The sequence below is a fragment of the Ruegeria sp. CF1 genome, assembly GCF_056537445.1.
In genome coordinates, this window is record NZ_JBQFRN010000001.1 from 925,870 (window position 1) to 950,265 (window position 24,396).

The 24,396-nt window shown below is 58.7% G+C and carries 19 protein-coding genes and 1 riboswitch; of the genes, 4 read left to right on the forward strand and 15 right to left on the reverse strand.

What is annotated here, in order from left to right:
* Positions 1-58: 58 nt before the first annotated feature.
* Positions 59-961, forward strand: coding sequence for a DMT family transporter (locus tag ACRZ96_RS04655; protein WP_170405007.1), 903 nt, complete (start codon positions 59-61; stop codon positions 959-961).
* On the opposite strand, the gene glmM is transcribed toward ACRZ96_RS04655, so the two are convergent.
* The 9 genes from glmM to ACRZ96_RS04700 form a co-directional block, all read right to left on the reverse strand.
* On the reverse strand, positions 958-2,301 hold the full coding sequence (gene glmM, locus ACRZ96_RS04660; RefSeq protein WP_170662194.1) for a phosphoglucosamine mutase: 1,344 nt from the start codon (positions 2,299-2,301) through the stop codon (positions 958-960). The genes ACRZ96_RS04655 and glmM overlap by 4 nt on opposite strands.
* 33 nt (positions 2,302-2,334) lie before the next feature.
* Positions 2,335-3,333, reverse strand: coding sequence for a dihydropteroate synthase (folP, locus tag ACRZ96_RS04665; RefSeq protein WP_170405004.1), 999 nt, complete (start codon positions 3,331-3,333; stop codon positions 2,335-2,337).
* The gene (locus ACRZ96_RS04670; protein ID WP_170393501.1) at positions 3,330-4,250 is read right to left on the reverse strand and encodes a dihydroneopterin aldolase; all 921 of its coding nucleotides are present in this window, start codon (positions 4,248-4,250) and stop codon (positions 3,330-3,332) included. Before ACRZ96_RS04670 ends, folP begins: the two co-directional genes overlap by 4 nt.
* 105 nt (positions 4,251-4,355) lie before the next feature.
* Complete coding sequence (locus tag ACRZ96_RS04675; protein WP_480704498.1) at positions 4,356-5,729, reverse strand: multicopper oxidase family protein; 1,374 nt, start codon at positions 5,727-5,729, stop codon at positions 4,356-4,358.
* Positions 5,730-5,802: 73 nt separating this feature from the next.
* Positions 5,803-6,441, reverse strand: coding sequence for a cell wall hydrolase (locus ACRZ96_RS04680; RefSeq protein ID WP_170393504.1), 639 nt, complete (start codon positions 6,439-6,441; stop codon positions 5,803-5,805).
* 186 nt (positions 6,442-6,627) lie between these two features.
* Positions 6,628-9,189: a putative PEP-binding protein gene (locus tag ACRZ96_RS04685; RefSeq protein ID WP_480569179.1), complete on the reverse strand. Its 2,562-nt coding sequence runs from the start codon at positions 9,187-9,189 to the stop codon at positions 6,628-6,630.
* Positions 9,190-9,225: 36 nt separating this feature from the next.
* Positions 9,226-11,445, reverse strand: a complete 2,220-nt coding sequence (glyS, locus tag ACRZ96_RS04690; RefSeq protein ID WP_480814266.1) for a glycine--tRNA ligase subunit beta — start codon at positions 11,443-11,445, stop codon at positions 9,226-9,228.
* Between the two features lie 9 nt (positions 11,446-11,454).
* Positions 11,455-12,663 carry a sodium/glutamate symporter gene (gene gltS, locus ACRZ96_RS04695; RefSeq protein WP_480814292.1) on the reverse strand — a complete coding sequence of 403 codons (1,209 nt, stop codon included), beginning with the start codon at positions 12,661-12,663 and terminating at the stop codon, positions 11,455-11,457.
* Positions 12,663-13,184, reverse strand: coding sequence for a DUF6446 family protein (locus tag ACRZ96_RS04700; RefSeq protein WP_480814267.1), 522 nt, complete (start codon positions 13,182-13,184; stop codon positions 12,663-12,665). The genes gltS and ACRZ96_RS04700 overlap by 1 nt, the downstream gene beginning before the upstream one ends.
* Before the next feature lie 78 nt (positions 13,185-13,262).
* On the opposite strand from ACRZ96_RS04700, the gene ACRZ96_RS04705 reads away from it, so the two are divergent.
* A complete protein-coding gene (locus ACRZ96_RS04705) occupies positions 13,263-13,895 on the forward strand; it encodes a MarC family protein (protein WP_223118220.1) in 633 nt (210 codons plus the stop codon).
* A gap of 8 nt (positions 13,896-13,903) precedes the next feature.
* On the opposite strand, the gene ACRZ96_RS04710 is transcribed toward ACRZ96_RS04705, so the two are convergent.
* The gene (locus tag ACRZ96_RS04710) at positions 13,904-14,833 is read right to left on the reverse strand and encodes a glycine--tRNA ligase subunit alpha (protein WP_170511026.1); all 930 of its coding nucleotides are present in this window, start codon (positions 14,831-14,833) and stop codon (positions 13,904-13,906) included.
* A 205-nt stretch (positions 14,834-15,038) separates the two neighbouring features.
* On the opposite strand from ACRZ96_RS04710, the gene ACRZ96_RS04715 reads away from it, so the two are divergent.
* On the forward strand, positions 15,039-16,778 hold the full coding sequence (locus ACRZ96_RS04715; protein ID WP_480704490.1) for a serine protease: 1,740 nt from the start codon (positions 15,039-15,041) through the stop codon (positions 16,776-16,778).
* Between the two features lie 55 nt (positions 16,779-16,833).
* Here ACRZ96_RS04715 and ACRZ96_RS04720 read toward each other — a convergent pair whose 3' ends face one another.
* The 5 genes from ACRZ96_RS04720 to metZ all read right to left on the reverse strand — a co-directional run bounded on the left by ACRZ96_RS04720 (position 16,834) and on the right by metZ (position 23,432).
* Positions 16,834-18,408 carry a thiamine pyrophosphate-binding protein gene (locus ACRZ96_RS04720; RefSeq protein WP_480704488.1) on the reverse strand — a complete coding sequence of 525 codons (1,575 nt, stop codon included), beginning with the start codon at positions 18,406-18,408 and terminating at the stop codon, positions 16,834-16,836.
* Positions 18,408-19,856, reverse strand: a complete 1,449-nt coding sequence (locus ACRZ96_RS04725; RefSeq protein ID WP_170393516.1) for a TrkH family potassium uptake protein — start codon at positions 19,854-19,856, stop codon at positions 18,408-18,410. The genes ACRZ96_RS04720 and ACRZ96_RS04725 overlap by 1 nt, the downstream gene beginning before the upstream one ends.
* Positions 19,857-19,907: 51 nt before the next feature.
* Positions 19,908-20,675, reverse strand: a complete 768-nt coding sequence (locus ACRZ96_RS04730) for a hypothetical protein (RefSeq protein WP_480704486.1) — start codon at positions 20,673-20,675, stop codon at positions 19,908-19,910.
* 281 nt (positions 20,676-20,956) lie between these two features.
* On the reverse strand, positions 20,957-22,060 hold the full coding sequence (folE2, locus tag ACRZ96_RS04735; protein WP_170563343.1) for a GTP cyclohydrolase FolE2: 1,104 nt from the start codon (positions 22,058-22,060) through the stop codon (positions 20,957-20,959).
* A gap of 181 nt (positions 22,061-22,241) precedes the next feature.
* Complete coding sequence (gene metZ / locus ACRZ96_RS04740) at positions 22,242-23,432, reverse strand: O-succinylhomoserine sulfhydrylase (RefSeq protein WP_223118223.1); 1,191 nt, start codon at positions 23,430-23,432, stop codon at positions 22,242-22,244.
* A gap of 62 nt (positions 23,433-23,494) precedes the next feature.
* Positions 23,495-23,572: riboswitch (SAM riboswitch) on the reverse strand.
* A 130-nt stretch (positions 23,573-23,702) separates the two neighbouring features.
* Here metZ and ACRZ96_RS04745 point away from each other — a divergent pair.
* Positions 23,703-24,392, forward strand: coding sequence for a glutathione S-transferase N-terminal domain-containing protein (locus ACRZ96_RS04745; protein WP_480704484.1), 690 nt, complete (start codon positions 23,703-23,705; stop codon positions 24,390-24,392).
* Positions 24,393-24,396: the final 4 nt, after the last annotated feature.

Here is a 24,396-nt window from a genome sequence, read left to right on the forward strand (position 1 = left end):
TTACCTAATGTCAATATCAGCGCGTGACACCGTCAGATTCGCGGGATAAGTGGATGGAATGGTTCAACAACCGACAAAACAGGATTGGAGCGGTGTTTTCACGCTGGGCCTCATCTGGGGCGGGACGTTCATGGTGGTTGCCATGGCGCTGGAAGGCTATGGACCGGTCACCGTGGCGACGTCGCGCACCACATTGGGTGCCGTTATGCTGCTGGTGCTGATGCGCCTTACCGGACGGCGTATTCCGAGTTTGACACCAGCCCTTTTGAGTTCGATTTTCTTCATCGGCATTCTGTCGACGGCGGTTCCCTTCATGCTGTTAAGCTGGGGGCAACAATTTGTCCCTTCGGCCTTTGCGGGTCTGTCCATGGCGGCGATTCCGCTGATGGTTCTGCCGCTGGCACATTTCTTTTCGGATGAGCCTATGAACCTACGGCGTCTGGTCGGCGTTTGCCTTGGCTTCTCTGGCGCGCTTGTGTTGATCGGGCCCGGTCTGGCGCAATTGGGTCAGGGTACGCAGCCACTGGCGCAAATGGCCTGCGTCACGGCAGCCTTGTGCTACGCCAGTTCGTCGATCCTGACCCGCCGCTGCCCTCCGATTGAACCGATGGCTCTGGCAGCCCTGACGCTGCTGGTTGGCGCAGTACTATTGATACCTATCATGCTGCTAACCGAGGGGCTTCCCTCGTGGCAGGGAACGCGCCCCAGTCTGGCCCTGATCGTTCTGGGCCTTGTCCCCACGGCCTTCGCCACCCTGCTGCGAGTATCCATCACCCGCAGCGCCGGGTCCGTCTTTCTGACGCTGGTGAACTATCAGGTGCCCGTTTGGTCGATGGTGTTCGGGGCCTGGATTCTATCCGAAGCCCTGCCGCTGCGGTTCTATATCGCGCTTGCCATGATCCTAACCGGGCTGGCAATCAGCCAGTGGTTCACTCTGCAGAAAATGCTACTGGGGCGTTAACCCGTCACCGCCTCAACCTCGGATACGATCCCATCGACCACTTGGGTCAGCAGTGCGGCATCCTCGCATTCCGCCATCACCCGGATCAGAGGTTCCGTGCCCGATTTGCGGATCAGCAAACGCCCCTGCCCATTCAGACGCGCCTCGGCCTCGGAAATCGCGCTTTTGACGCTGGCCGCTTCCAGCGGGGCCTGCCCCGCGCTAAAGCGCACATTCTTCAGCAATTGCGGCACCGTCTCAAACTGGCGCGATAGGTCCGAGGCTTTCTTGCCGGATTGCACCATCTCTGCCAGAAAATGCAGCCCCGCCATCAGACCGTCGCCGGTTGTGGCATAGTCGCTCATCACGATGTGACCTGACTGTTCGCCACCAAGATTGAAACCACCCTCGCGCATCCGTTCAACCACATAGCGGTCGCCAACGGCAGTCCGCTCCAGACGCAGCCCCTGCCCGGCCAGGTGCCGCTCCAACCCGAGGTTCGACATCACAGTGGCCACCAAGGCGCCGCCTTTCAACTGATCCGCGCGGGACCACGCGGTCGCCAACAGAGCCATCAACTGATCCCCATCGGCGACAGCGCCAGTTTCGTCGATCACAACGACGCGGTCGGCATCCCCATCCAGACAGATACCTACATCGGCGCCGTGTGAAACCACGGTTTCGGCCGCAACACGAGGCTGGGTTGAGCCACATCCGAGGTTGATGTTCTTGCCGTTCGGCGCGATGCCGACCGGGATCACATCTGCTCCCAACTCCCAAAGAACTTCCGGCGCAGTACGGTGCGCGGCACCGTTGGCGCAGTCGATCACAACCTTCAGCCCATCCAAGCGCAGATTGCGCGGCAGCGATGATTTCACACGCTCGCCATAACGGAACCGCGCATCGTCGACCCGACGCGCACGACCAATATTCTGCGCCTGTGCGGGGCTTACGCCTTCTTCGATCAGCCGCTCGATCTCAATCTCGGCCTGATCGGACAGCTTGAACCCGTCCGGCCCAAAGAATTTAATTCCATTGTCGATCGCCGGATTGTGGCTAGCCGAGATCATCACGCCCAGATCCGCGCGCATCGAGCGCGTCATCAACCCTACCGCAGGAGTCGGCACCGGCCCCAGCAGAAGCACATTCATACCGGTCGAGGTCAAACCTGCCGTCAGCGCATTTTCCAGCATATAGCCCGACAGCCGCGTATCCTTGCCAATGACAACGCGGTGTACGCCCGAGGCATCGCGGCGGAAATAACGCCCCACAGCCGCGCCAATCCGCAAAGCCATTTCCGCCGTCATAGGGTGCGTGTTGGCGGTGCCCCGCACCCCGTCGGTTCCAAACAGCTTGCGCATAAGTCGGTCTCCTGAAAATTCCTTTTGCCCGGATTACCGGACGGCGGCCCATAGACGCAAGGCCTGAGCCGTCTCGGCCACGTCATGTACCCGTACAATCTGCACGCCCTGTGATATTCCCGCCAGAGCAACCGCGATTGACCCTGGCGCGCGGGCATCCTTGCGCGGCTCTTTGCCGATCTGACCAATAAATCCCTTGCGCGAAACGCCCAGAAGGATTGGACAGCCCAGCCCGTGAAACAGGCTGAGATTGCGCAGAAGGGTCAGGTTGTGGTCCAGATTCTTGCCAAACCCGATGCCCGGATCGATGACAATCAAATCGCGGCTAAGCCCCAGTCCTTCAAGATGCGCGATTTGCCCCTCAAGGAAATCGTAAACATCCAGCAGAACATTGTCATAGTGCGGGTCATCCTGCATCGTGGTCGGATCACCCTGCATATGCATCACACAAACCGGAGCCTCAATCTGCGCGCAAAATGGTGCAAGTTTAGGATCGAAGGTAAATCCCGACACATCGTTGATCAGTCCCGCACCTGCCAGATGAGCCGCCTTGGCAACACCGGCCTTGCGAGTATCGATCGAGATCAACACATCCGTCTCGCCCCGAATTGCCTCAATCAAAGGGCGTGTGCGGGCAATCTCTTCGTCTTCAGGCACAAAATCAGCGCCCGGGCGCGTGGATTCGCCGCCAATGTCCAGAATACTTGCACCATACGCTACCATGTCGGCGGCAGCGGTCCGAGCGGCCTCGACCGAGTTATACAGCCCCCCATCCGAGAAGCTATCCGGCGTGGCATTCAGAATGCCCATGATCTGCGTTCGTGCCATATCAAGCCCGGCAATCGCTGGACGCGCGCAGGTCAGACGATCCAGCTGTTCCTTTGGGATTTCAACGGCATCGACGATCTGGGTGCTTTGCCCGCGCTCAATCCGCTCGGCCTGTGAGAACCACAGCACCTGCCCTGCCAGTGGCACCGCCCCGTCGACGCGCGTGCTCCCATGCTGGACCAATGGGCGGTAATAGACGGTCACAGTTGCGCCTGCTCCACCGGAACTGCGCGCAATGGCGTTTTGGGGGCTTCGGGCAGGTCTCCGCCAATAACCAGCATCTCGCTGGCTTCAAAGGTTGCCGCGAACCAAGCAGCCAGCGCCACCGCGTCAGACGGCGCGGCTGAGGGGCCATCGACCGCATCCAGAACAATTTTGGAGGGTGCCCAAACACAAATCTGGCCGTTTTTCATCGCCCAATCCAACTCGGTCCGCGTTGAAACGACCACGCAACGGTGATCGCGCGCAGCCAGAACCCAGGCGTTCTGTTCAATTGCCAACAAATCTATCCGGCGTTGGGTCATTGCGTGACCCGTCTGCGGCACATCCAGATCAGACGCCCCAACACACAGGATCAGCGGGCGCTGGCGATTCTCAAGTTGGTCGATCCAGCCGGTGAGATTACCTGATGAAATCGCTGCATTCGACAGAAAGACCAACCGTGGATGTGGCCGCTCTTCTTCGGTCACATCATGATGTACCGCATCCTTGCCGCGCACGATCTCGACGCCAAGCGCGCCGGGCCCACGATCCAGTTTTTCAATGCGAACAAAGGCTCTTACAGCCTGAGGTTCAAGCAGAATGCGCTCCGCCACGCGATCTGCCAGTGTCTCGAGCAAATTTAGTCGCTCAGCAGCCAGCTCGAACGCAATCGCTTCGGTTACACGGTCGTAAGACAGAATACGATCCACGTCATCATCGATGGGGTCTGTCAGCGGACGCACCTCGACCACGATGTTAAAGCAGATCCGTTGCGTGGTACCGCGTTCGGCCTGAAACGCACCGATCTCGACCTCAACGATGTGATCGCGCAGCGAAATGCGGTCCAGCGCACCGCGCGCGGCGGTAGCCTCGGACCGTTCGGACGGGTGCGCAAAGGCAAGACGGATTTCAGAGCTCATGCGGCGGACCTTTTCGGGCTCGGTGGACTGATGATCAGCCCACTTTAGGCGTTTCGCGGGCGTATAGCATCGCAGCAAACGCCTTTCCAGCTACGGAATGCGGCGTTACGTGACCCGGAACCAGCTCATCATACCCGATGCCGCATGGCCTAGCATGTGACAATGCAACAGCCAGTTGCCCGGATTGTCAGCTACCAACGCAACCTGCCGCACCTGCCCTCGCTCGACTAGAACAGTGTCGCGCCACGGCCCTAGTGTACCTTCCTGCAGGATAATGCGAAAATGGTGTCCATGCAGATGCATCGCATGTGGAAACGCCGTGTCATTTGCGAATTCAATCCGATGAACTGATCCCAATCGCGCATCCAGAAACGGATCATCTGGCCGCTCTGCATATCCGTTCAAAGCCCAGAATCGTCCAAGCTGAGCCAACTCGCGCCCCGACAGCTCGGAATCGCCCAATTTGGCGCTCTCCAGCCAGCGCATTGCACCCCCCTGCATCGTCATACGATGCAGAGGTGTATTCTGCAGTTCAATTTCGGGCATTCGGTTTGCTGGCAACGGTCTAACTTTTGCATCAGCAATACGCGATGCTACTCCGAACACATCAAATTTGACGAGTCCGTAAGCGCCATCCCGTTCTACACTCACAATACTTGCCGTCTGGCCGGATTCCGCTGAGACATCAACGATCAAGTCAACCCGCTGCGCAGGCGCCAAAGGAAAACTGCTCTCAACTCGCAATGGAACCTCAAGCGGCATACCGTCAAGCGCAACAATCCAGCCAGCAAGCCCGTCGAGCGCTACGTCGAATACCCGGGCATTCGCGGCATTGATCACCCGCAATCGCAATCGTTCAGACGCCTGCACCGGATAAGAAGGGTCAAACTCTCCGTTCACCGTTACAATGTTGCCCAGCCGACCCGCATGGCTCAAATCATGAGCATTGTCGAAATCGCTGGATATCTTTGCGCTCTCGGTGTCAAGGCGCCAATCGTCCAGCATTAAGGTCAGGTCCTGATCAACATCGGGTCCGCTGGCTTCTTCGACGATCAAAGGGCCATAAAGCCCACGCGCGACCTGCTCCATCGATTGGTTGTGCGCATGATACCAATAGGTTCCCGCATCCGGCACCACGAAATCATATTCAAAGTTGGAATCTGGCTGCACAACTTCCTGCGTCAGGCCGGGCACTCCATCCATCGCATTGTCGATCCGGATGCCATGCCAGTGAACGGTCGTTGGTTGCGGCAGCATGTTTACAAGCTTGCGGCGTACCCGAGCCCCCTGCGGAACACGGATTTCCGCGCCCGGAACACCGCCGCCATAACTCCAGACCGGAGTTTCCGGGTATCCCTGGGGCGCGATCTGCTGGAGGGAAGTCTGTGCCACCAGTTCGGTGGCAGATGCCATCGCCACGCGTGGTATCATCGACAAGGCCAGGGTCGATTGCAGAAACTGTCGGCGTGATATGGTCATTGCGAGCCTCCTGGCTCGCAACATAGTTGGTAAAACGCCTGTTGCCAGCACCCTTCCAGCGCTGGTGCGTCAATCAGTTGCTGGCCGTGCGATAATTGTGCTTGTAGAAGATATGCACGCCAATACGCGCCGTTTCTTTATAGACGCGGGACCAGGACGGGCGCACTGCCTTGGTGTGGTAGTGCGTGGCACCTGCGGTCATCTCTTCAGCTACACCATCGATTGCGGCACGGGCGACTTTCGAAACGCGATCATAAGCGCGTTTTTCGTTGATAATCTCTTTCTGCCCGTCACAGGTGTAGGTGAACTGGCACTGATATTTCTTGCCCGTTCCTTGCTTTATCACACCGCACAGTGAATCCGGAAAGCGACCGCTTTCAACACGGTTCAGGATAACTTCGGCCACAGCAAATTGGCCACGCACGCTTTCACCGCGGGCCTCGAAATACAGCGCTTCGGCAAGACAACGGAAATTTTCATCTCCGGTCGCCTTTGGCTGCTGGTCCAGCCAGGCTTTGGTGTAGGAGATTTCGACTTTTTCCGGCGCCTTACGCGGCTTAAACAGTTTCAGGTAATCGCGGAAGCTTTGTGCTGGCAACTCGTTACGTGTGACCAACTCAACAGATTTTGTATCGCCTTGCCTATCGGCAAAGGACAAACTCGGTAGCAAGGCTGCGGCCCCCACGGCAACAGCCACTATGTAGCGTCTCATCAGATAACCTCGCACAGGCACAAACGCGCCATACCCTCCCCCGGCGGGCGCGACGAGGCTAATACCCCAGACGAAGCGAGACGTCCAGTTCTGAAAAAAATGCAAGAGAAAAACCGCTCACGCCGCCAATTATTATCGACAGCGGAACGTTTCTTACGCCACTATTTCTAGGTAGGAGACAGTTAGTCAACCCCCAAGTTTGGACGAAATCGCCAGTTGAGCGGCAGACAGCCGAGCGACAGGAACCCGGAAAGGGGAACAGGACACATAGTCGAATCCAAGTGACCGGCAGATAGCGATTGATTCGGGGTTACCACCATGTTCGCCACAGACAGAAAGCGTAACGTCTGGTTGGGCTTGGCGCCCGCGCTCGGCCCCCAGCTTCAGCAATTCACCTACCCCATCTGCATCCAGAACGTGAAATGGATCTTCGCCAAACACGCCTTGGCGGACATATGCCGACATGAACCGCCCCGCGTCATCGCGCGACAATCCGTAGGTCATCTGGGTCAGGTCGTTTGTTCCAAAGCTTAGGAAAGCGGAATGCGGCGCAATCTCATTCGCGCGCAGACAGGCCCGAGGCGTTTCCACCATCACTCCCAATCGATAGTCGAACTCCTGCCCCTGCTCCGAGGCAACCTCGGCCGCTACAGTATCAATGCGTGTTTTGACCAGTTCAACCTCGCGCTTGGCCGAGACCAGCGGGATCATGACCTCGGGCACGACAGGGGCACCTTCTTTGCTGGCCTCAACCGTCGCCTCGAAGATCGCGCGTGCCTGCATGTCGTAGATTTCCGGCACGGTGACACCCAGACGAACCCCGCGCAATCCCAGCATCGGGTTGTACTCGCTCATCGCCTCGACCCGACGTTCGACATCCGAGATTGGCAAATCCAGCGCCTCAGCCAGCTCGCGCTGACCAGTGCGCGTAGTGGGCAGAAACTCGTGCAAGGGCGGATCGAACAGGCGGATGCAGACCGGCTGCCCCTCCATAATCCGGAACAACTGCACAAAATCCTGCCGTTGCATCGGCAGCAACCGTTCCAACACAGCAGCGCGTCCAGATGGGGTCTGCGCAAAGATCATTTCGCGCATTACGGTCAAACGACCGGGATCGAAGAACATGTGTTCCGTTCGGCACAACCCGATCCCTTCAGCTTTGAAGTTTCGTGCAGTTTGCGCGTCAGCGGGTGTATCGGCGTTGGCGCGGATGGCGATGTCCCGCTCGGCATCGGCCCAGCTCATCAGTGTCTGAAAGCAATCATCCAGCGCCGCTTCAAGCATCTCGGGTTGTCCGGCCAATACCTGACCCGAAGTCCCATCGATGGTCAGAATATCGCCTGTCTTGAACACACGCCCATCCGGTGCACTTAGCAGCTTTTTCTTGGTCTGAAACCGCATTTCGGACGCGCCGACGATACACGGCAGACCCAGACCTCGGCCAATCACCGCCGCATGGCTGGTGATCCCGCCCTTTTCGGTCAAAACAGCTACTGCGGCATGCATTCCGCGCACATCTTCGGGCGAGGTTTCACGGCGCACAAGAATACAGGGCTCCCCCCGCGCGGCGCTGGCCTGCGCTTCGGCAGCCGTAAAGACAATTCGACCGGTCGCTGCACCGGGGCTGGCCGCGATGGCTGTGGTCAGCACATCACGCTCGGCCTCAGGATGGACCTGCCGGTGCAGAAGTTCATTCAGCGAATGCGGGTCGATCCGCATCACGGCCTCTTGCGGCGGAATGATCCCGTCTTCGGCCAAGCGCACCGCGATCCGCATCCCGGCCCGCGACCCGCGCGGAACCCGCACGCCGTCCAGAATATGCACCTTGCCGTTCTGCACCACGAATTCGACCTGCATTTCTTCGCGCAGCTTCTCGCGCATTAACGCAGCGTGGGCCTTGAGATCGGCAAAAGCCTCGGGCGCCACATCCTCCAGCGATTGGCCACGCTCGTCCTTTTCCAGATATAACGCAGCGACACCTTCGCCCAGAGCATCGCGCCCCTGACTCTGGCTTAGATAGCGACCTGTGATCTGGGGCATACCCGTCGCCGGGTCAATCAGTTGCAAAACGCCCGAGCCGCATTCGCCCTGCCCGACGCCCGGGATCATCTCTTGAATCACCAGACCCAAACCGGCATCCGCAGGTGCACCCTTGGCCTGCCTCAGCAGGCGAGCCGAAGTGCCGTCCCAGGCACGTGCCATCGAGCGCAAAACACCGATCAGCTGCTCTCCACGATCCTGCGGGAAGGCCTCGTCGGTCTCGTCTTCATACGCCCGCAAGGACAAGCTCAGCCCTTCGCGCCCATCCGCCTCAATGGTATCGAACACATCCGGGTCTAGGCGGGCAATATGGAGCGCGTAGCTCTGCACAAACCGCAGATAAAGCGCCGCCGCTGCATCCGCCCCCATTTCCGCAGACCGATCCAGATAGCGGGCATCATTCATGCCGATATTCAGAACCGCACCCGGTCCGCCCCAGTCGGGATCTTCCGAACTGGGCCGCACACATAGCAAAGACTCGGCGTCGAACTGTTCCAGAATGGCCGCGATATCGGGAATGTCACCCTTGGCAATTCGCTGCACCGCGTCAAAAGAAAGGGCCACGGTCCGCGGCACCGGCATGTCCAGCCGGACCAGTCTTTGCAGGCACTTTGCCCGGCCACCATGGGTATTGGCGGCAACGGGCGCTTTTGGAGTGATAAGCGTGGTATGCGGATTATTCTGCACTGCGGCACCTTTTGGTTTCACCGCAGCATAAGCCCCTGCGCCCTTGGCGCAAGGGCGTTATCCCTCGATACGGGTCAGATCAGCAACGCTAGAGCAGACCTTACGGATCTGGCTCAGCAGGTTCAGACGGTTGCGGCGCAGAATGTCATTATCGGTATTGACCTGCACGTCCTCAAAGAACGCATCCACCGGCCCGCGCAGTTCGGCCATTGCCGCCATCGCTGTCGGGAAATCCTCGGCCTTCAGCGCGGGATCGATCTTGGCCTCTGCCGCGTCAAGCGCTGCAAACAGTGCCTTTTCGCTGTCAGTTTCAGCAAACTTCACATCCGCGCCGTAAGAGTATTCGACTCCATCCTTCTCTTCCGCCTGAGACAGGATGTTGTTCGCACGCTTGAACCCCTGCACGAGGTTCTCTCCATCCTCGGTCGCAATCACCGCATTCAGAGCGCGGGCGCGTTTGACCAGCAGGTTGAGGTCGTCATTCCCCTCCATCGCGATACAAGCGTCGATGACATCATGGCGGATGCCTTCGTCTCGGAGGAAGACTTTGAGGCGGTCGTGGAAGAAAGAAAGAAGATCGTCAGACGCGTCAGGAACCTTTTTCTCAAGCTCAAGAAATGCTGCTGCGGGCGATCCTTCAAGCTTTTCTTTGACAGTCTGGAATGAAGCACCAAAGACACCATGTTTTGCGATTTCTTCCAGGAGATCGCGGACATTCGCTTCGGGCAAAGCCTCATTGATAGCGCGTTCTGATCGAACCAGTTGACTATCGAAAAAACGGTCCAACCGAAGACGCAGATCATTATTCACGATTAGTCGAATTACCCCTAACGCCGCGCGACGCAGAGCAAACGGGTCCTTCGACCCGGTTGGTTTCTCATCAATCGCCCAGAACCCGGTCAGCGTGTCCAGCTTGTCGGCTAGCGCCACTGTCACAGACAACGGTGCGGTCGGAACATCATCCGACGGCCCCAACGGCGAGTAATGCTCCTGCGCAACGGCGGCCACTGCGGCATCCTCGCCTGCCGCTTCGATGTAATACCGCCCCATAAGCCCTTGTAGTTCAGGAAATTCATAGACCATTTCGGAGTTCAGATCAGCCTTGGCCAAACGCGCGGCTTTCTCGGCCTGATCCGCATCCGCCCCGACCACCGGGGCCAGTTCTCGGGCCAGCGCGGCAATGCGGTCGATGCGTTCCGCCTGCGTGCCCAGCTTGTTGTGGAAGGTCACATTCTCCAACGCGCGGGTCCATTGGGCGATGTCCGACTTGGCAACGCGCAGGTCGTTCTCCCAGAAGAATTTCGCATCGGCCAGACGGGCCGACAAAACCTTCTGGTTCCCCGCCAGAATGGTTGCGCCGTTATCGGCGGTCTCGCGATTGGCGACGGTAATGAAGCGCTCGATCCGCCCCGTCTTGGCGTTCTTCACAGAAAAGAACTTCTGATGCTCTTTCATCGAGGTCTGCAGTACCTCGGGCGGCAGCTTAAGAAACTCCTCGTCGATCTGCCCCATCAGCACAACGGGCCATTCAACCAGACCGGCAACCTCGGCCAGAAGACCCTTGTCGTCGACCACTTCCAGACCGGCGGCGAAGGCCATGTTCTGGGCATCGTTCCAGATATGTTCGGTGCGCTCTTCGGGCGACAGCACCACGAATGCGCGTTTCAGCTTGGCGGCATAATCCTCGAACGAGGTCACCGTAAACCGGTTCGGGGCCATGAAACGATGGCCCTCAGTCGTATCACCGGACGTGATCCCTTCGATCGCAAGCGGCACGACCTGCGCGCCTGCTTCATCGGTCAGGATGCACAAGATCGAGTGCAAAGGCCGTACCCACCGCATCGATCCAGCCCCCCAGCGCATGGATTTGGGCCAGGGGAAGTTTCGAATGGTAGCTTCTAAGACCTCGGCGATGATTTCAGCTGCTGGACGACCCGCCTTTTCAATGGTGGCGAAATACACTGCGCCTTTGGGCGTGTCGCGCTCTTCCAGCTGGTCTCGGGTCAGTCCCGCGCCGCGTAGAAAGCCTTCGATGGCTTTGTCAGGCGCGCCGACCTTTGGGCCTTTGCGTTCTTCGCGGATTGTCGGGCTTTCCGCCAGCAGGCCTTCAACCGCCAGCGTCAGGCGACGCGGCGTCGTCAGTGCAGCGGCAGAGCCATAGGTCAGACCGCCTTCGACCAGACCATCGGTGATCCGCTTTTTCAGGTCTTCACCGGCGCGGGTCTGCATGCGCGCGGGGATTTCCTCGGAAAACAGTTCGATCAGCAGGTCGGGCATTTTCGGTCCTTAGAAATTTACAATCGTCTGGATGACGATGGCATTGGCGATGTCTACAAAGAATGCGGATACAAGGGGCAGTACGATAAAGGCAATAGGTGATGGGCCATACCGCTTGGTTACGGCGGTCATATTTGCGATAGCTGTGGGGGTAGCACCCAGAGCGAACCCCCCGAACCCGGCGGCCAGAACGGCGGCGCGGTAATTCGATCCCATCAACGGAAACAGAACCCAGATCACGAACACCACGGCAAACAGGGTCTGGGCGGTCATGATCACCGCAATCGCAAGGCCCAGTTCGGCGATGGTCCACAGTTGCAGGCTCATCAGCGACATCGCCAGAAATGCACCAAGCGCGAATTCCGAGATCAGCGCCAGCGAGGGCGTGCGTGAGACCGGCTTGGCATTCGGCGCGAACATAGCGCGGAGATTGGCAATCACGATCCCCATGATAAGGCAGGGCACAAACAACGGCAGTTTCAGCCCTGCGGCGCTGATTGCTTCGCTCAGGATCGCGCCTGAAATGATCGCGAGGTTGAGGTACAGCAGCACCCGCATGATTGTCAGATGATCAATCTCGGATTTCTGGTCGACCTCATTGGGCAAACCCACCGTATGCTCTTCCCCGGGTCGTTCGGGGCTGAGCTTGCGCCCCTCGATCAGCAGCCGCGCAATCGGCCCCCCGACCAAAGCCGCCAACACGAGACCCAATGTGGCCACGGCCACCCCCAACTCGGTTGCGCCACTCAAACCGGTGGCGCCCGCAACTTCGGGGGCCCAGGCGATCGCGGTTCCGTGCCCCCCGATCAGCGCAGCAGACCCGAACAGCACCCCGGCTTGCGCCGGATAACCGAACATCGCGGCCCCCGCAGCGCCGATCACGTTTTGCGCAACGATGGTCAGAAGCGTCAAAATCAGAAGCAAAAGCAAAGGCTTGCCGCCCGCAATCAAATCGGACAGACGGGCATTTAGACCAATCCCGGCAAAGAACAGAACCAATAGAAAGTCTCGTGCGGTCAAGCCAAAGGATAGCTCAATGCCGAAACCAAGATACAGCGCCAATACCACGAGCGAGGCCAGAAGGCCCCCAGTTACTGGCTCGGGGATGTTGAAGCTGCGCAATTGTGCGACACGGGCGTTGATCTCTGCCCCCAGCAGATAGACCGCAAAGCCCAGCGTTGCTGTCAGGAACTCCGGTATCTCAACGACCATCTGCATCAGCCCTCGGGCTTGGGTGGGCACTCCTCGCCCACAACCGTGCCGTCATAGGCTTTTTCACCGCAATTGTTCAGCGCATGCCAGACGTAGCCTTTGCCATCCTGTGTAATGGCAACGATCCGGTCGACACCGTAATGGATGTTCTTGGTGCCCAAGAAAGCCTGTGCTTGACCCGATTTCAATACGTCGGCAAGCGCAACTGCGTCGTAGCAGTCAAACCACCCTGGCGCGGTCAATGGCTCGGGGTTCTCGACAGGGGTAAAATCCACCATTTGATCCGGCCTCAACTCGGTTTCGAAACAGGCCCGATACCGGATCGGAGAGCTGTCGGCGTCAATGGCCTTAAACCCAGTATAGGCGATGGCTTCGGGCGCTTCCGCCCCTTGCGCCAGCAGGACCACATCCTGGCCAGGGCGCGGTTCTACCTCATAATAGAACCCATAAACCTGCAGGTAATACATGCCAGCACCGGCCAGAACGCCAGAAATCAGAAGGATTAGCGCAACCAATTTTCCAGTCATCGTTTACGCCACCTCTTTCAAGTTCATAGAAAATAAGACAGGTTCCCAAGCAGTACGGTCAGAAACGAGGCTACTCGCATGGAAACCACTCTTGCCGTCGGATTCTTTGGCGCGCTTTTTGCAATCATGAATCCGATTACCAACTTGCCTGTGTTCCTGAGTGTAACGCAAGACCTGCCCGTTTCGGATCAACGCAAAGTGGCTGTGAAGACTGCGCTTTATTGCACGATCCTCGGTGGCGCCTTCGCTGCGATCGGCAGTCAAGCGCTTGGGCTCTTTGGCATCAGCGTCGATGACCTGCGCGTCGCCGGTGGCCTTGTTGTACTGATGATCGGCCTGAACATGCTGAACGGGAACGAGAGCAGCTCGCATCACGGAACCGACGGAGAAAAGAAATCCTATCCCGCGCCCGAGACCGTTGCGTTCTATCCCTTGGCTTTTCCCATTCTGGTCGGCCCCGGAACAATCACAACACTGATCCTTTATGCGCACCACATCAAAACCCCGGTCGAAACCGTTGTCTATGCAGGTGTATTTCTGTTCGTGGTGGCCTTGCTTTTGATCACGTTCTGGAACGCATCGGCGTTGGCTAAGCGGCTGTCGGACAATGCCCGAGTGATAATGAGCCGCTTCATGGGCATGATCCTTGCGGCTATCGCAATCAGCATGATCGCAGACGGCCTGAAGGCGTTGTTGCCCGGACTGGCCTAGGCGCTGCATCAAGCTTCGAACCCGGCAGCCTCGGTCTGCACGAACGCATCTGCGCATTGCTTGGCCAATGCGCGAACGCGGCCGATATAGGCCTGTCTTTCGGTAACCGAAATCACCCCGCGGGCGTCCAGCAAGTTGAAGATGTGGCTGGCCTTGATGCACTGATCATATGCGGGATGCGCCATGATGATGCGCTTGCCCGTCTTCGGGTCGTCATGTTCCTGCGCCAGAATGGTCGCGCATTCGGTTTCAGCCTCTTCGAAATGGCGCAGCAGGACCTCGGTATTAGCAATATCGAAGTTCCAGCGGGCGTATTCCTCTTCGGTCTGCTTGAAGATGTCGCCATAGGTCAGCGGGCTGGGCGACTGAGGATCGTTGAAGGGCATGTCCATCACATGGTCGATGCCCAGCACATACATGGCCAGACGTTCCAGACCATAGGTCAGCTCACCGGAAACCGGCGCACAGTCATGGCCGCCGACCTGCTGGAAATAGGTGAACTGGCTGACTTCCATGCCGTCACACCAGACCTCCCATCCCAGACCCCACGCACCCAGAGTGGGGCTTTCCCAGTCATCCTCGACAAAGCGGATGTCGTGCAGATCCATGTCGATGCCGATGGCCTCAAGGCTGCCCAGATACAGCTCTTGCAGATCCGGCGGGCTGGGTTTGATCAGCACCTGGTATTGATAGTAATGCTGCAACCGGTTCGGGTTTTCGCCATAACGTCCGTCTGTCGGGCGACGCGAGGGCTGAACGTAGGCCGCTGACCAAGCCTTGGACCCCAAAGCGCGCAACGTGGTTGCCGGATGGAACGTACCTGCGCCGACCTCCATGTCATAGGGCTGTAGGATCGCACAACCTTTCGACGCCCAATAGGACTGAAGCCTTAGGATAATCTCTTGAAATGAACGTGGTGCGCTATTGGGTTCGGTCATGACTATTCCCTTGGACGCCCAAGCGCCCGGTTCCGGTGGGTTCGGCCCTTCCTATGCAAGGCATCCAAGGGCGTCAACGGGCCAATCGGCCACTCTGTCGCTGAGCGGCCACACACAGAATTCCCCGTATTCCGGGCATGGCAATCGGACCGCGATTCCGCGTAATCTGCGCCAAAGTGAAAACACTGCAGAACACGGGCAGACAATGACACGCGTATTTACGGTTATTACATTCTTTATCCTCTTCGGCCTGCGCGCCGCTTTTGCCCAGCAAGATGCGGGCGTCTTTGTTCAGATCGAGGCGCAGCCGTCGCTGCGCGAGGCGCAGGAACGGGCGCAGGTCTATGCGAACGCGCTGCCCGATGTGAACGGGTTTCGGCTGAATTCTGGCTGGTATGCCATTGTTATCGGGCCCTATTTACGCGACGACGCCGAACAGGTGCTGCGCGTTTACAGGGCCGAGCGTCAGATCCCATCGGACAGTTTCATCGCCTTCTCCAGCGCGCTGGGGCAACAGTTCTGGCCCATCGGTGCCAACATCCTGAACCGCGGCGTCGTCACCGCCCCGATCCAGCCCGAGCCGCAGCCAGAGCAGCCCTTGGCCGGTCTTACCCTGCAGGACGCAGATGAAACCCGTTCGCAGGCTCTGCAAGGCGAACGCCTTTTGACCGCGCAAGAGCGCAGAGACCTGCAAACCGCGTTGCAGGCAGCCGGGTTCTACAATTCAACAATTGACGGAGCCTTTGGTCAGGGCACCCGCCGCTCGATGGGCGATTGGCAACGTTCCAACGGGTTCGACGCGACTGGCGTTCTGACCACGCTGCAGCGCAAAACCCTGATGGATGACTACAACGCTCCACTGATCAGCGTCGGGATGGTACGCTATTCCGACCCGCAAGCCGGGATCGAACTGGACATGCCAATAGGCGTCTTGGGCTTTGACCGTTACGAGGCACCCTTTGCCCATTTCAACCCCACTTCTGATCTGGACGCCAAGGCGCTGCTGATCTCGCAGGAAGGCTCTGCCGCAACCCTGCGGGCGCTCTATCAAGTGATGCAGTCGCTTGAAATCGTTCCTCTGGACGGTGAGCGCAGCCTGCGCGGCAACAGCTTCACGATTGAAGGGCGCGGAAATGGCATGACCTCGTTCACGCAAGCAGCTCTGAAAGACGGCAAGATCAAAGGTTTCACGCTGGTCTGGCCTGCCGGGGATGAGGCTCGCCGCGCCCGAGTTCTGGCCGCGATGCGCGCAAGCTTTGCCACGACCGATGCCGTACTGGATGCCGGTGCTGGAGCGGATGCTGACCAGCGCATCGATTTGATGTCAGGACTGCAAATCCGCAAACCGCGGCTATCGCGATCGGGCTTCTTCGCCGACGCTGATGGTACGGTTCTGACGGTCACCGAGGCCGCTGAAAGCTGCACCCGCATCACGCTGGACGGTGACCAAGAGGTTCAGCTGGCTTGGCAGGATGCCGACCTTGGTGTCGCTGTGCTGCGTCCTAGCAAGACCCTAGCCCCGATCAGTGTTGCCGAGTTCCGCGCGGGCGTTCCGCGTATTCAGTCTCAGGTCGCTGTTTCGGGCTTTTCTTACGAAGGCGCATTGGGTGCCCCTACTCTGACCTTTGGCGAAATCGCTGATATCCGCGGCCTGAATGGAGAAGATGGCGTCAAACGCCTTGCACTGTCCGCCCAGCCCGGCGACGCGGGAGGACCTGTTTTTGACGATAGCGGCAGCGTTGTTGGCATGTTGCTACCTGCCCCTTCCGATGGGCGTACCCTGCCCGACTCGGTCAGCCTTGCGGCGAATGTGGCACGTCTGACCGAAGTTCTGACCAAGGCGGGCATCTCAGGTCAGCCCGCGCAAGGCTCAGCCCAGATTTCACCCAACGAACTGAGCCGCAGAGCCAACGGAATGACCGTTCTGGTGCACTGCTGGGACTGAACAATCAGGTTCAGGGAAAGGCGCTGCACGAAGGTGCACGCCTTTTTTCATAGGTTTACAGGATATCCGGTGTGACCCGTATCAATGTGGGAACCTCGGCCTGAAAGGCGGCGCGCACTGCGTCCTGCATCTCATCCAGCGTCTTCGGTGCAGCTGACAGCGCCCCGAACGCCTCGGCCAGTTTGCAGAAATCCGGGTTTCGCGCGATCACCGCATTGGGCGCGATCTGTCCGCACACCATGCTCTCTTCAATCTCTTTGAGTTTACCATTGTCCCACAGAATGATGGGTAGCGGCAGGCCGAGTTCGACAGCCACCCCAAGTTCTTGCATTGTGTAGTGAAAACCATAGTCACCCGCGATGACCGCTGTGGGTTTGCCCCGCCGTGCTACTGCACCACCGATCCCGGCTGGCAGGGCGTAACCCAGCGTGCCAAATCCAGTCGGGTGGTGCCAATGATAAGGAAAGCCCATGTCCCAGACTTCTTTCGCGACATACGCGAATTGGGTCATGTCCGAATAAATCATCGTATCCAAGGGCATGGCCGCCCTGAGTGCATCGACCACGGGGACAATGCCCGGGCGCTCGGCATCTACCTCGGCCCGCCAGCGCGCGCGCGCCTCGCGCACCTCGTCCGCAGACCAACCAGCGGATGGTTTTACCTGATCGGACACTGCCCACAGCGCATGCGCAAAACTCTCACCATCTGCCTGCAGTTTGACAGCCGCACGATGGTGGTCTGACAGCACTTGCGGGTCCAGATCAACACGCACCATAGTTGCGTTGTGGCCCAGATCATGGCGCCACAGATCAACCTCGCCCAGTTCAGCACCGACAACAACGACAAGATCAGCCGAGGCAATTACTTTGGCGCTGCCCGGTCGTGGCAGCATCGATCCGAAATCCAGCGGATAATCGGACCCGGCCAGCCCGCGACCGGCATACGTCGTGAAGCACGCCGCCCCCAATTGGGTCAGGATCTGTCGCCAAAGGTTAGACCGGCACCCGCCGCCTAATATGAACAAAGGCCGCTGCGCGATATTCAGCAGCGACAGAACCGGTGCCACATCCGGTGGAACAGTCTGGTTGCGCAAGGCAGGCTGGTTTGGAAAAGGCGCAGGCGCTGCCTCGGCCTCCAATTGCGCGATGGGTACCTGAATGTGTTTCGGTCGCGGGCGCGACAGCTCAAACTCTTCGAAGGCGCGCTCGATCAGACCATAGGCAGCCTGGGCATTGTTCGCCTGACAGGACCAGTCTGTAACTGTCTCGGCCGCAGCGCGCTGATCCTTCATCTGATGCAATTGGCCACGCAGTGCTTGTGTCTCTTCGAGGCAAGAAGACAACACCAGCATCGGCACCGAATCCGAATAAGCCTGCCCCATCGGCGTCATGATGTTGCACAGGCCCGGTCCGGTGATCACATAGGCCACCCCCGGCTTGCCAGACGCGCGGGCATATCCATCGGCCATGAAACCGGCCCCCTGCTCGTGCCGGGCCAGAACATGCGTGATCCCGGCCTCTTCGATACCGCGATACATCTCCTGATTATGCACGCCCGGTATGCCAAAGATCACGTCAACGCCACGATCCTTAAGCATGTGCGAGATCTGCGCCCCAAGGGGTCGTTTCATTAGCCTCTCCAGAATTGAACGGTAAAGATTGCGTAGACAGCCAGCAGTTCAAGGCGTCCGACCAGCATCCCGATCGTCAGCAGCCACTTGGCACCGTCATTCAGCCCCGCAAAGTTGCCTGCTGGCCCGATCTGTTCCCCCAGTCCCGGCCCCACATTAGCCAGTGCCGTCGCGGCCCCCGATACCGAGGTGATAAAGTCCAACCCAGTCAGGGCCAGCGCCCACGACAGAACCCCCATCGATAGTGCAAAGAACATGAAGAAACTCATGACCGAGGTCAGCACGTCGCGACTGATCGGTCGTCCATCATAGCGCGGCACGAACACACCATGCGGCGAACGAATTCGGCTGAGCTGGGTTTTAATCGACGCAAACAGCAATTGATAGCGGAACACCTTGATCGAACACGCGGTGGACCCCGCGCAACCGCCAATCAATCCGATCAGGAAGAACAACATGACCGGAAAACTGCCCCAGCCCATATAGTCGACACTCGCGTACCCTGTGCCCGAAATGATCGATGTGATGTTGAACAGCGACTCGCGGAACGCCTGCTCCCAATGGTGCGGAAAGACCGAAGTCAGGAAGATCGACATAATCACAACCAGAACCACGATGGTTGCCAGAAACGCCCGAATCTGGCTGTCTTTCCACAACGAGCTTGTGTGACCATTGGCCAATTGCACATACCGCACAAATGGCAGCGCCGCGAGGATCATGAAGATGGCAGCGGCATATTCCAGAGGTCCCGAAAACCGGGCGAAAGAGCTGTCATAGTTTGAAAACCCGCCCGTCGCGATTGTGGTCATGGCATGTACGACGGCGTCAAAAAAGCTCATGCCGAAACCGGCATAGACCAATGCGCAGACCACCGTCAAAAATACGTAGATCAAGGAAATCTGCCCGGCGATCTCTTGCGCGCGGGGCAGAATTTTCCCCATGGTTTCAAACCCTTCCGAGCGGAAGATCTGCATCCCACCAACGCGCAGCTCGGGTAGGAACACCATCGCCACGACGATGATTCCGATGCCCCCCAACCATTGCAAAACGCCCCGCCAGAGCAACAAGCCCTGTGGCAATTCGTCGAGCCCCGAGATCACGGTTGAACCTGTGGTGGTCAGCCCCGACATCGCCTCGAAATAGGCATCGACGAAACGCAGTTCAGTTTCGCCGAACAGAAACGGAATTGCGCCAAAAACCGGCAACGCCACCCAGACACCCGAGGTCAGCAAAAAGGTCTGACGGATGGTCAGACCTTCGCCCACTCCGTTGGAACAACTCATCGCAAGAACACTGCCGGTCAGCAGTGTTATGACCGCGCTTTCAAAGAAAACATGCCACTCGCCCCGCCCCTCGATCATGTCGACAAGCATGGGCAGCAGCATGGTCGCCCCTAGAATGGCGACCAGCAGGCCAATCACATATCCGACCGGGCGAAGATCCATCATGACGGGCAGCGTTGGCGCGCCAGCCCGACGGTGTCAAGCAGATGATCCGTGTTAACTGTCGGATTTTATCTCAACGCCCGGCATCGCGGGTGGCTTCGACGGGGCGCGTGCACGACGCGGTGCCGGTTTGGCCTGCTCAGCCGACGCAGCTGCGGGTTTCTTCGTCGCAGGTTTTGCAGCGGCAGGTTTCGGAGCCGCTTTGGCCTGAGGCGCAGCTTTTGCCGGGGCGGGCTTGGCCGGGGCGGGCTTAGCTACCGCAGGTGCCTTGGGCGCCGCTTTTGCCGTGTTTGCTGATGCTTTCGGCGCTGCGGCTGCCGGTTGCGCCTTGGCTTGTGCTGAAGATTTGAACTCCGCAACCGGCTTGGCCGCCGTTGATACTGGCTTGGCCGCTTTCGAGGTGGGTTTCGCAGATACGTTGGCCTTCGCCGGTGCTGCTTTCACAGCCGTTTTGGCGGCCGGGGCCGCCTTGGGTGCAGCGGCCGCAACCTTAGGAGCCGCCGTTTTCGGCGCTGGTGCCGCCACAGGCTTAGCCGCCGCCTTCGGCTTTGGTGCTGCTTTGGGTTTCGGCGCCTCTTTAGGCTTTACTGCAACCTTGGCTTTTGCAGCCGGTCTGGCTGGCTTTCGCGTTGCTGGTGTCGCCACTTCGCGGGCAACTGGTGCGGGTGCCTCGGCTGTCTTCAGTCCGTGCAGAGGTGTCGTCGGCAGATCAAACGCCGCGCGGGTCATGATCTGCATGATCTCAATCTGACTGGCCATTGCGTAACCGGCCATCCGGATGGCCGCTGCCTGAAACTCAAGCGGTTGAGTAATCGGATTCATTGCATGTCTCTCCTGATAAAACCGAGGCAGCGGGTAGATGAGTAAAGGACCCCGCCCGCCCCAATCGTCCGGGCGGATTTGCAGGTTGGCGGTCCAAGGCGTTGCACGTCCCGGTTTCCTTTCGGGCTGCGCGACCCGGTTTTTACGGATGCGCAGCAGCTGCACTCGGGGACAATGTAGCGCAATTCAGGGTGCAGATGCAGCAATTCCTGCTGCATTGCGGCAAAAAAGCGCCCATGCAGGATTTTTGACTGTTTTTCCAGCAGCTTCCGCAGGGTCAATCAGCCCACATGAAACAGCGTCGTGAACAAACGCGGGTCCAGGCTCGCGGATTCGAAGGTTGGACCTTCGGTCAGAATCGAGACCGCATCATGGCTGTGCAGGCTTTCCTGATGGCTGGCGATCACACGGAAATCGCCGACATGATGATCGGCCTGCAGCTCGGCGCAGAACAGACGCGCGGCATCTTCCACGAATATGGGATTGGCCGCGTTCAGTTCGGCAAAGGCCTGTTCATCTTCGCGCTTGACCATCACCTGAGTTTCGGTCGGCACAGCGCGGCGGCACAGCGCGATCAGATCTTCGAACCACAGACAATCGGCGTTGCAATCGATAACCACCGAAATCCGCGCCACCGAGCGCTGGGAATGCGGCGTCGCCAGCTGCCCGCGGGTTGCGCGCGCGTGTTCGCTCAGTTCCAATGAACAGGGGCATGTGGACGAATAGACATAGTCCAGATGCATAATCTTCAGACGTTCTCCGCCTTGATCGACCAGTTCCAGCGCGATGTCGTAATATTGGTATCCGGACAAGCCCGAACGCAGGCTCTCAATCCGATCGGGATAGGAAAACCGCATCTGTATGCGCGCATCCAAACTATCCAGATCAGTCAGATAGTCGTTCAGCGCTGCCTCCATCACCTCAAAACTAAAGGTGCGCTCGGCGTGCTTGTAGAAGGACCGCATGATCCGAGACATGTTGATGCCCTTCTTCTCGGCCTCAAGGCTGACAGACCCGGTGACCGAGGTCTCAAGTGTCAGCTCGGCACCGCTTTTGCGATGGAACCGGATCGGCAGGCGGAAATTCGAGATGCCGACATGCTGGATTTGCTGCTTCGAACCCCGGATCAGGCTGGATGGACCGTTTTGCAGATCCGGCAATGTGGCCTTGTAGGCTGCATCCGCCTCAAACTCGTGGGGATATTCGCGCGACAGGGCTGGATAGTTTGACGGCAACAGCCCCGGGACAAGCTGCGCAATGGCCGGGTCCAGTTGACTGATCTCGGCCGCCGAGGCTGATTTCGCCCATTCGCGCAGCACCTTGAGCGCCGCTGCGGCCTGATCGTGATCGGGTGTCTCGTTGATGTCGCGCGGATGAATGTTCATTGGCACGGATCCCTTGCTAGGCCGACGGTTATATACCACCGAGGTTTAATTACCAGTCCTGAACGATACGCGCGGAATAGCAGTCCGGATCGAAATTCGAGGCAAGAAATCGTCATTTTACAACCAAATGCGCCGGATCAGGCGGATCACATCCGCCTGATGGTGCATTCCCGGCGCAACACTAGCCCTGAGATACGTCTAGCGCGCGCTGGATATCCGCCAGCAAATCACCGGCATCCTCAAGCCCAACCGAAAGGCGGATCAGGCCCGGCGTGATACCCAACTCATCGCGTTGTTCGTCACTCAGACGCTGGTGCGTTGTGGTGGCCGGGTGCGTTGCGATCGACTTGGCATCGCCTAAATTATTCGAGATCACAGGGATCGTCAGCGCATTCAGGAACGCAAACGCTGCCGCTTTGCCGCCCTTGATGTCCAGCGATAGAACCGTACCGCCCTTGCCGCCCAGCTGCTCTTGCACCAACGCGTTTTGCGCATGGGTTCTCAGCCCGGGATACAGAGTCCGCTCCAGTGCAGAATGCCCTTCTAAAGCTTCTGCGATCGTTTGCGCGCTATCGGCTTGCGCGTTTACGCGCAGGGCCATGGTTTCAAGACCTTTGACCATGATCCAAGCGCTGAACGGGCTAAGCGCACCGCCGGTGTGCTTCATGTAAGGCTCGACCGTGCCACGGATGAATTCCTTGGTGCCGATGATCACGCCGCCCAGCGCCCGGCCCTGCCCGTCGATATGCTTGGTCGCCGAATAGACCACCACGTCGGCTCCCTGTTCGATCGCGCGCGAGAACACGGGTGTCGAGAACACGTTGTCCACGATTACAACCGCACCCACCGCATGGGCCAGCTTCGACACGGACGTGATGTCGATCACTTCAAGCGTCGGGTTCGACATGGATTCAAAAAACACTGCCTTGGTGTCAGGCCGGATCGCGGCCTCCCACGCGTCCAGATCGGTGCCGTCTACAAAGGTCACCTCAACGCCATAACGCGTCAGGATGTTTTCGAGGATATACAGACAGGACCCAAAAAGCGCCTTGGCTGAAACCACATGGTCGCCCGCCTGCAGCATCGAAGTCAGCGCACCGTTCACAGCGGCCATACCTGAAGCGGTGGCAAACGCATCCTCGCCGCCTTCCAAAGCTGCGATACGCTGCTCGAACATCGACACGGTGGGGTTGCCGTAGCGGGCATAGATGAACTCATCCGGGCCGCTTTCGATAAACCGGGCCTCGGCCTGCTCGGCGTTATCGTAGACAAACCCCTGCGTCAGAAAGATCGACTCAGAAACCTCATTGTACTGACTGCGACGGATGCCGCCATGGACGGCTTGGGTGCGTTTGTTCCAGCTCTCGCTCATCTCATTCCTTTCAGCCCCGCATTGGAGGCAAACAAAAAACCCCAGACGCGGCCAAGCGAAAGGGGTCTTTCATCCTGACCTTTTAGCGGTGTTGTTTAACGTGGCCCGCAATCCGGTAACAAATCGCCACATGAATGAAGATGCGTTTACGCCCCGCCCCGGAACACGTCAAGCCCGACTGATCACCGGTCACGCTTTCGTAACACAGCCACGCGCGCTCTTGCCGTTTGTGCAGAAAGCTTCATGATCGCCCAAATTCAAGGAGGCCCCATGATTGATCTCTATTTCTGGCCCACGCCCAACGGCTGGAAAGTGTCCATCGCGCTGGAAGAGATGGAGCTGCCCTACAAAACCCACTTAATCAACATCGGCAAGGGCGACCAGTTCGATCCCGAGTTTCTAAAGATCTCGCCCAATAACCGCATGCCCGCCATCGTCGACCCGGACGGCCCTGACGGCGCGCCTATTTCGGTGTTCGAAAGCGGCGCGATCCTGATGTACCTCGCCCGCAAGACCGGGCGATTCTACGGCAATACCGAACGTGACAGGATCGCAGTCGAGGAATGGCTGATGTGGCAAATGGGCGGCGTAGGCCCGATGGCCGGCCAAGCGCATCACTTCCTTAAATACGCTCCACATCTAGACCCGCCACAAGACCATTCCTATCCGAAAGACCGCTATCGCAGTGAGGTCGGGCGTCTCTACGGCGTGCTCGACCGCAGGCTGGCCGAAAACGAATACGTCGCCGGCGATTTCTACTCCATCGCCGACATGTCGATCTGGGGCTGGGCCAGCCTATGGGAAGGCCAGCAACAGGTGCTTGAGGACAAACCGCATTTCACCCGCTGGCTGGACATGATGAGCGCCCGACCCAGCGTGCAGGCAGGCCGAGCCTTACATGCAGAACTGCGCGGGGATCATCGGGACCGGCAGTCGCAGGGGGTATTGTTCAGGCGGTAATCGT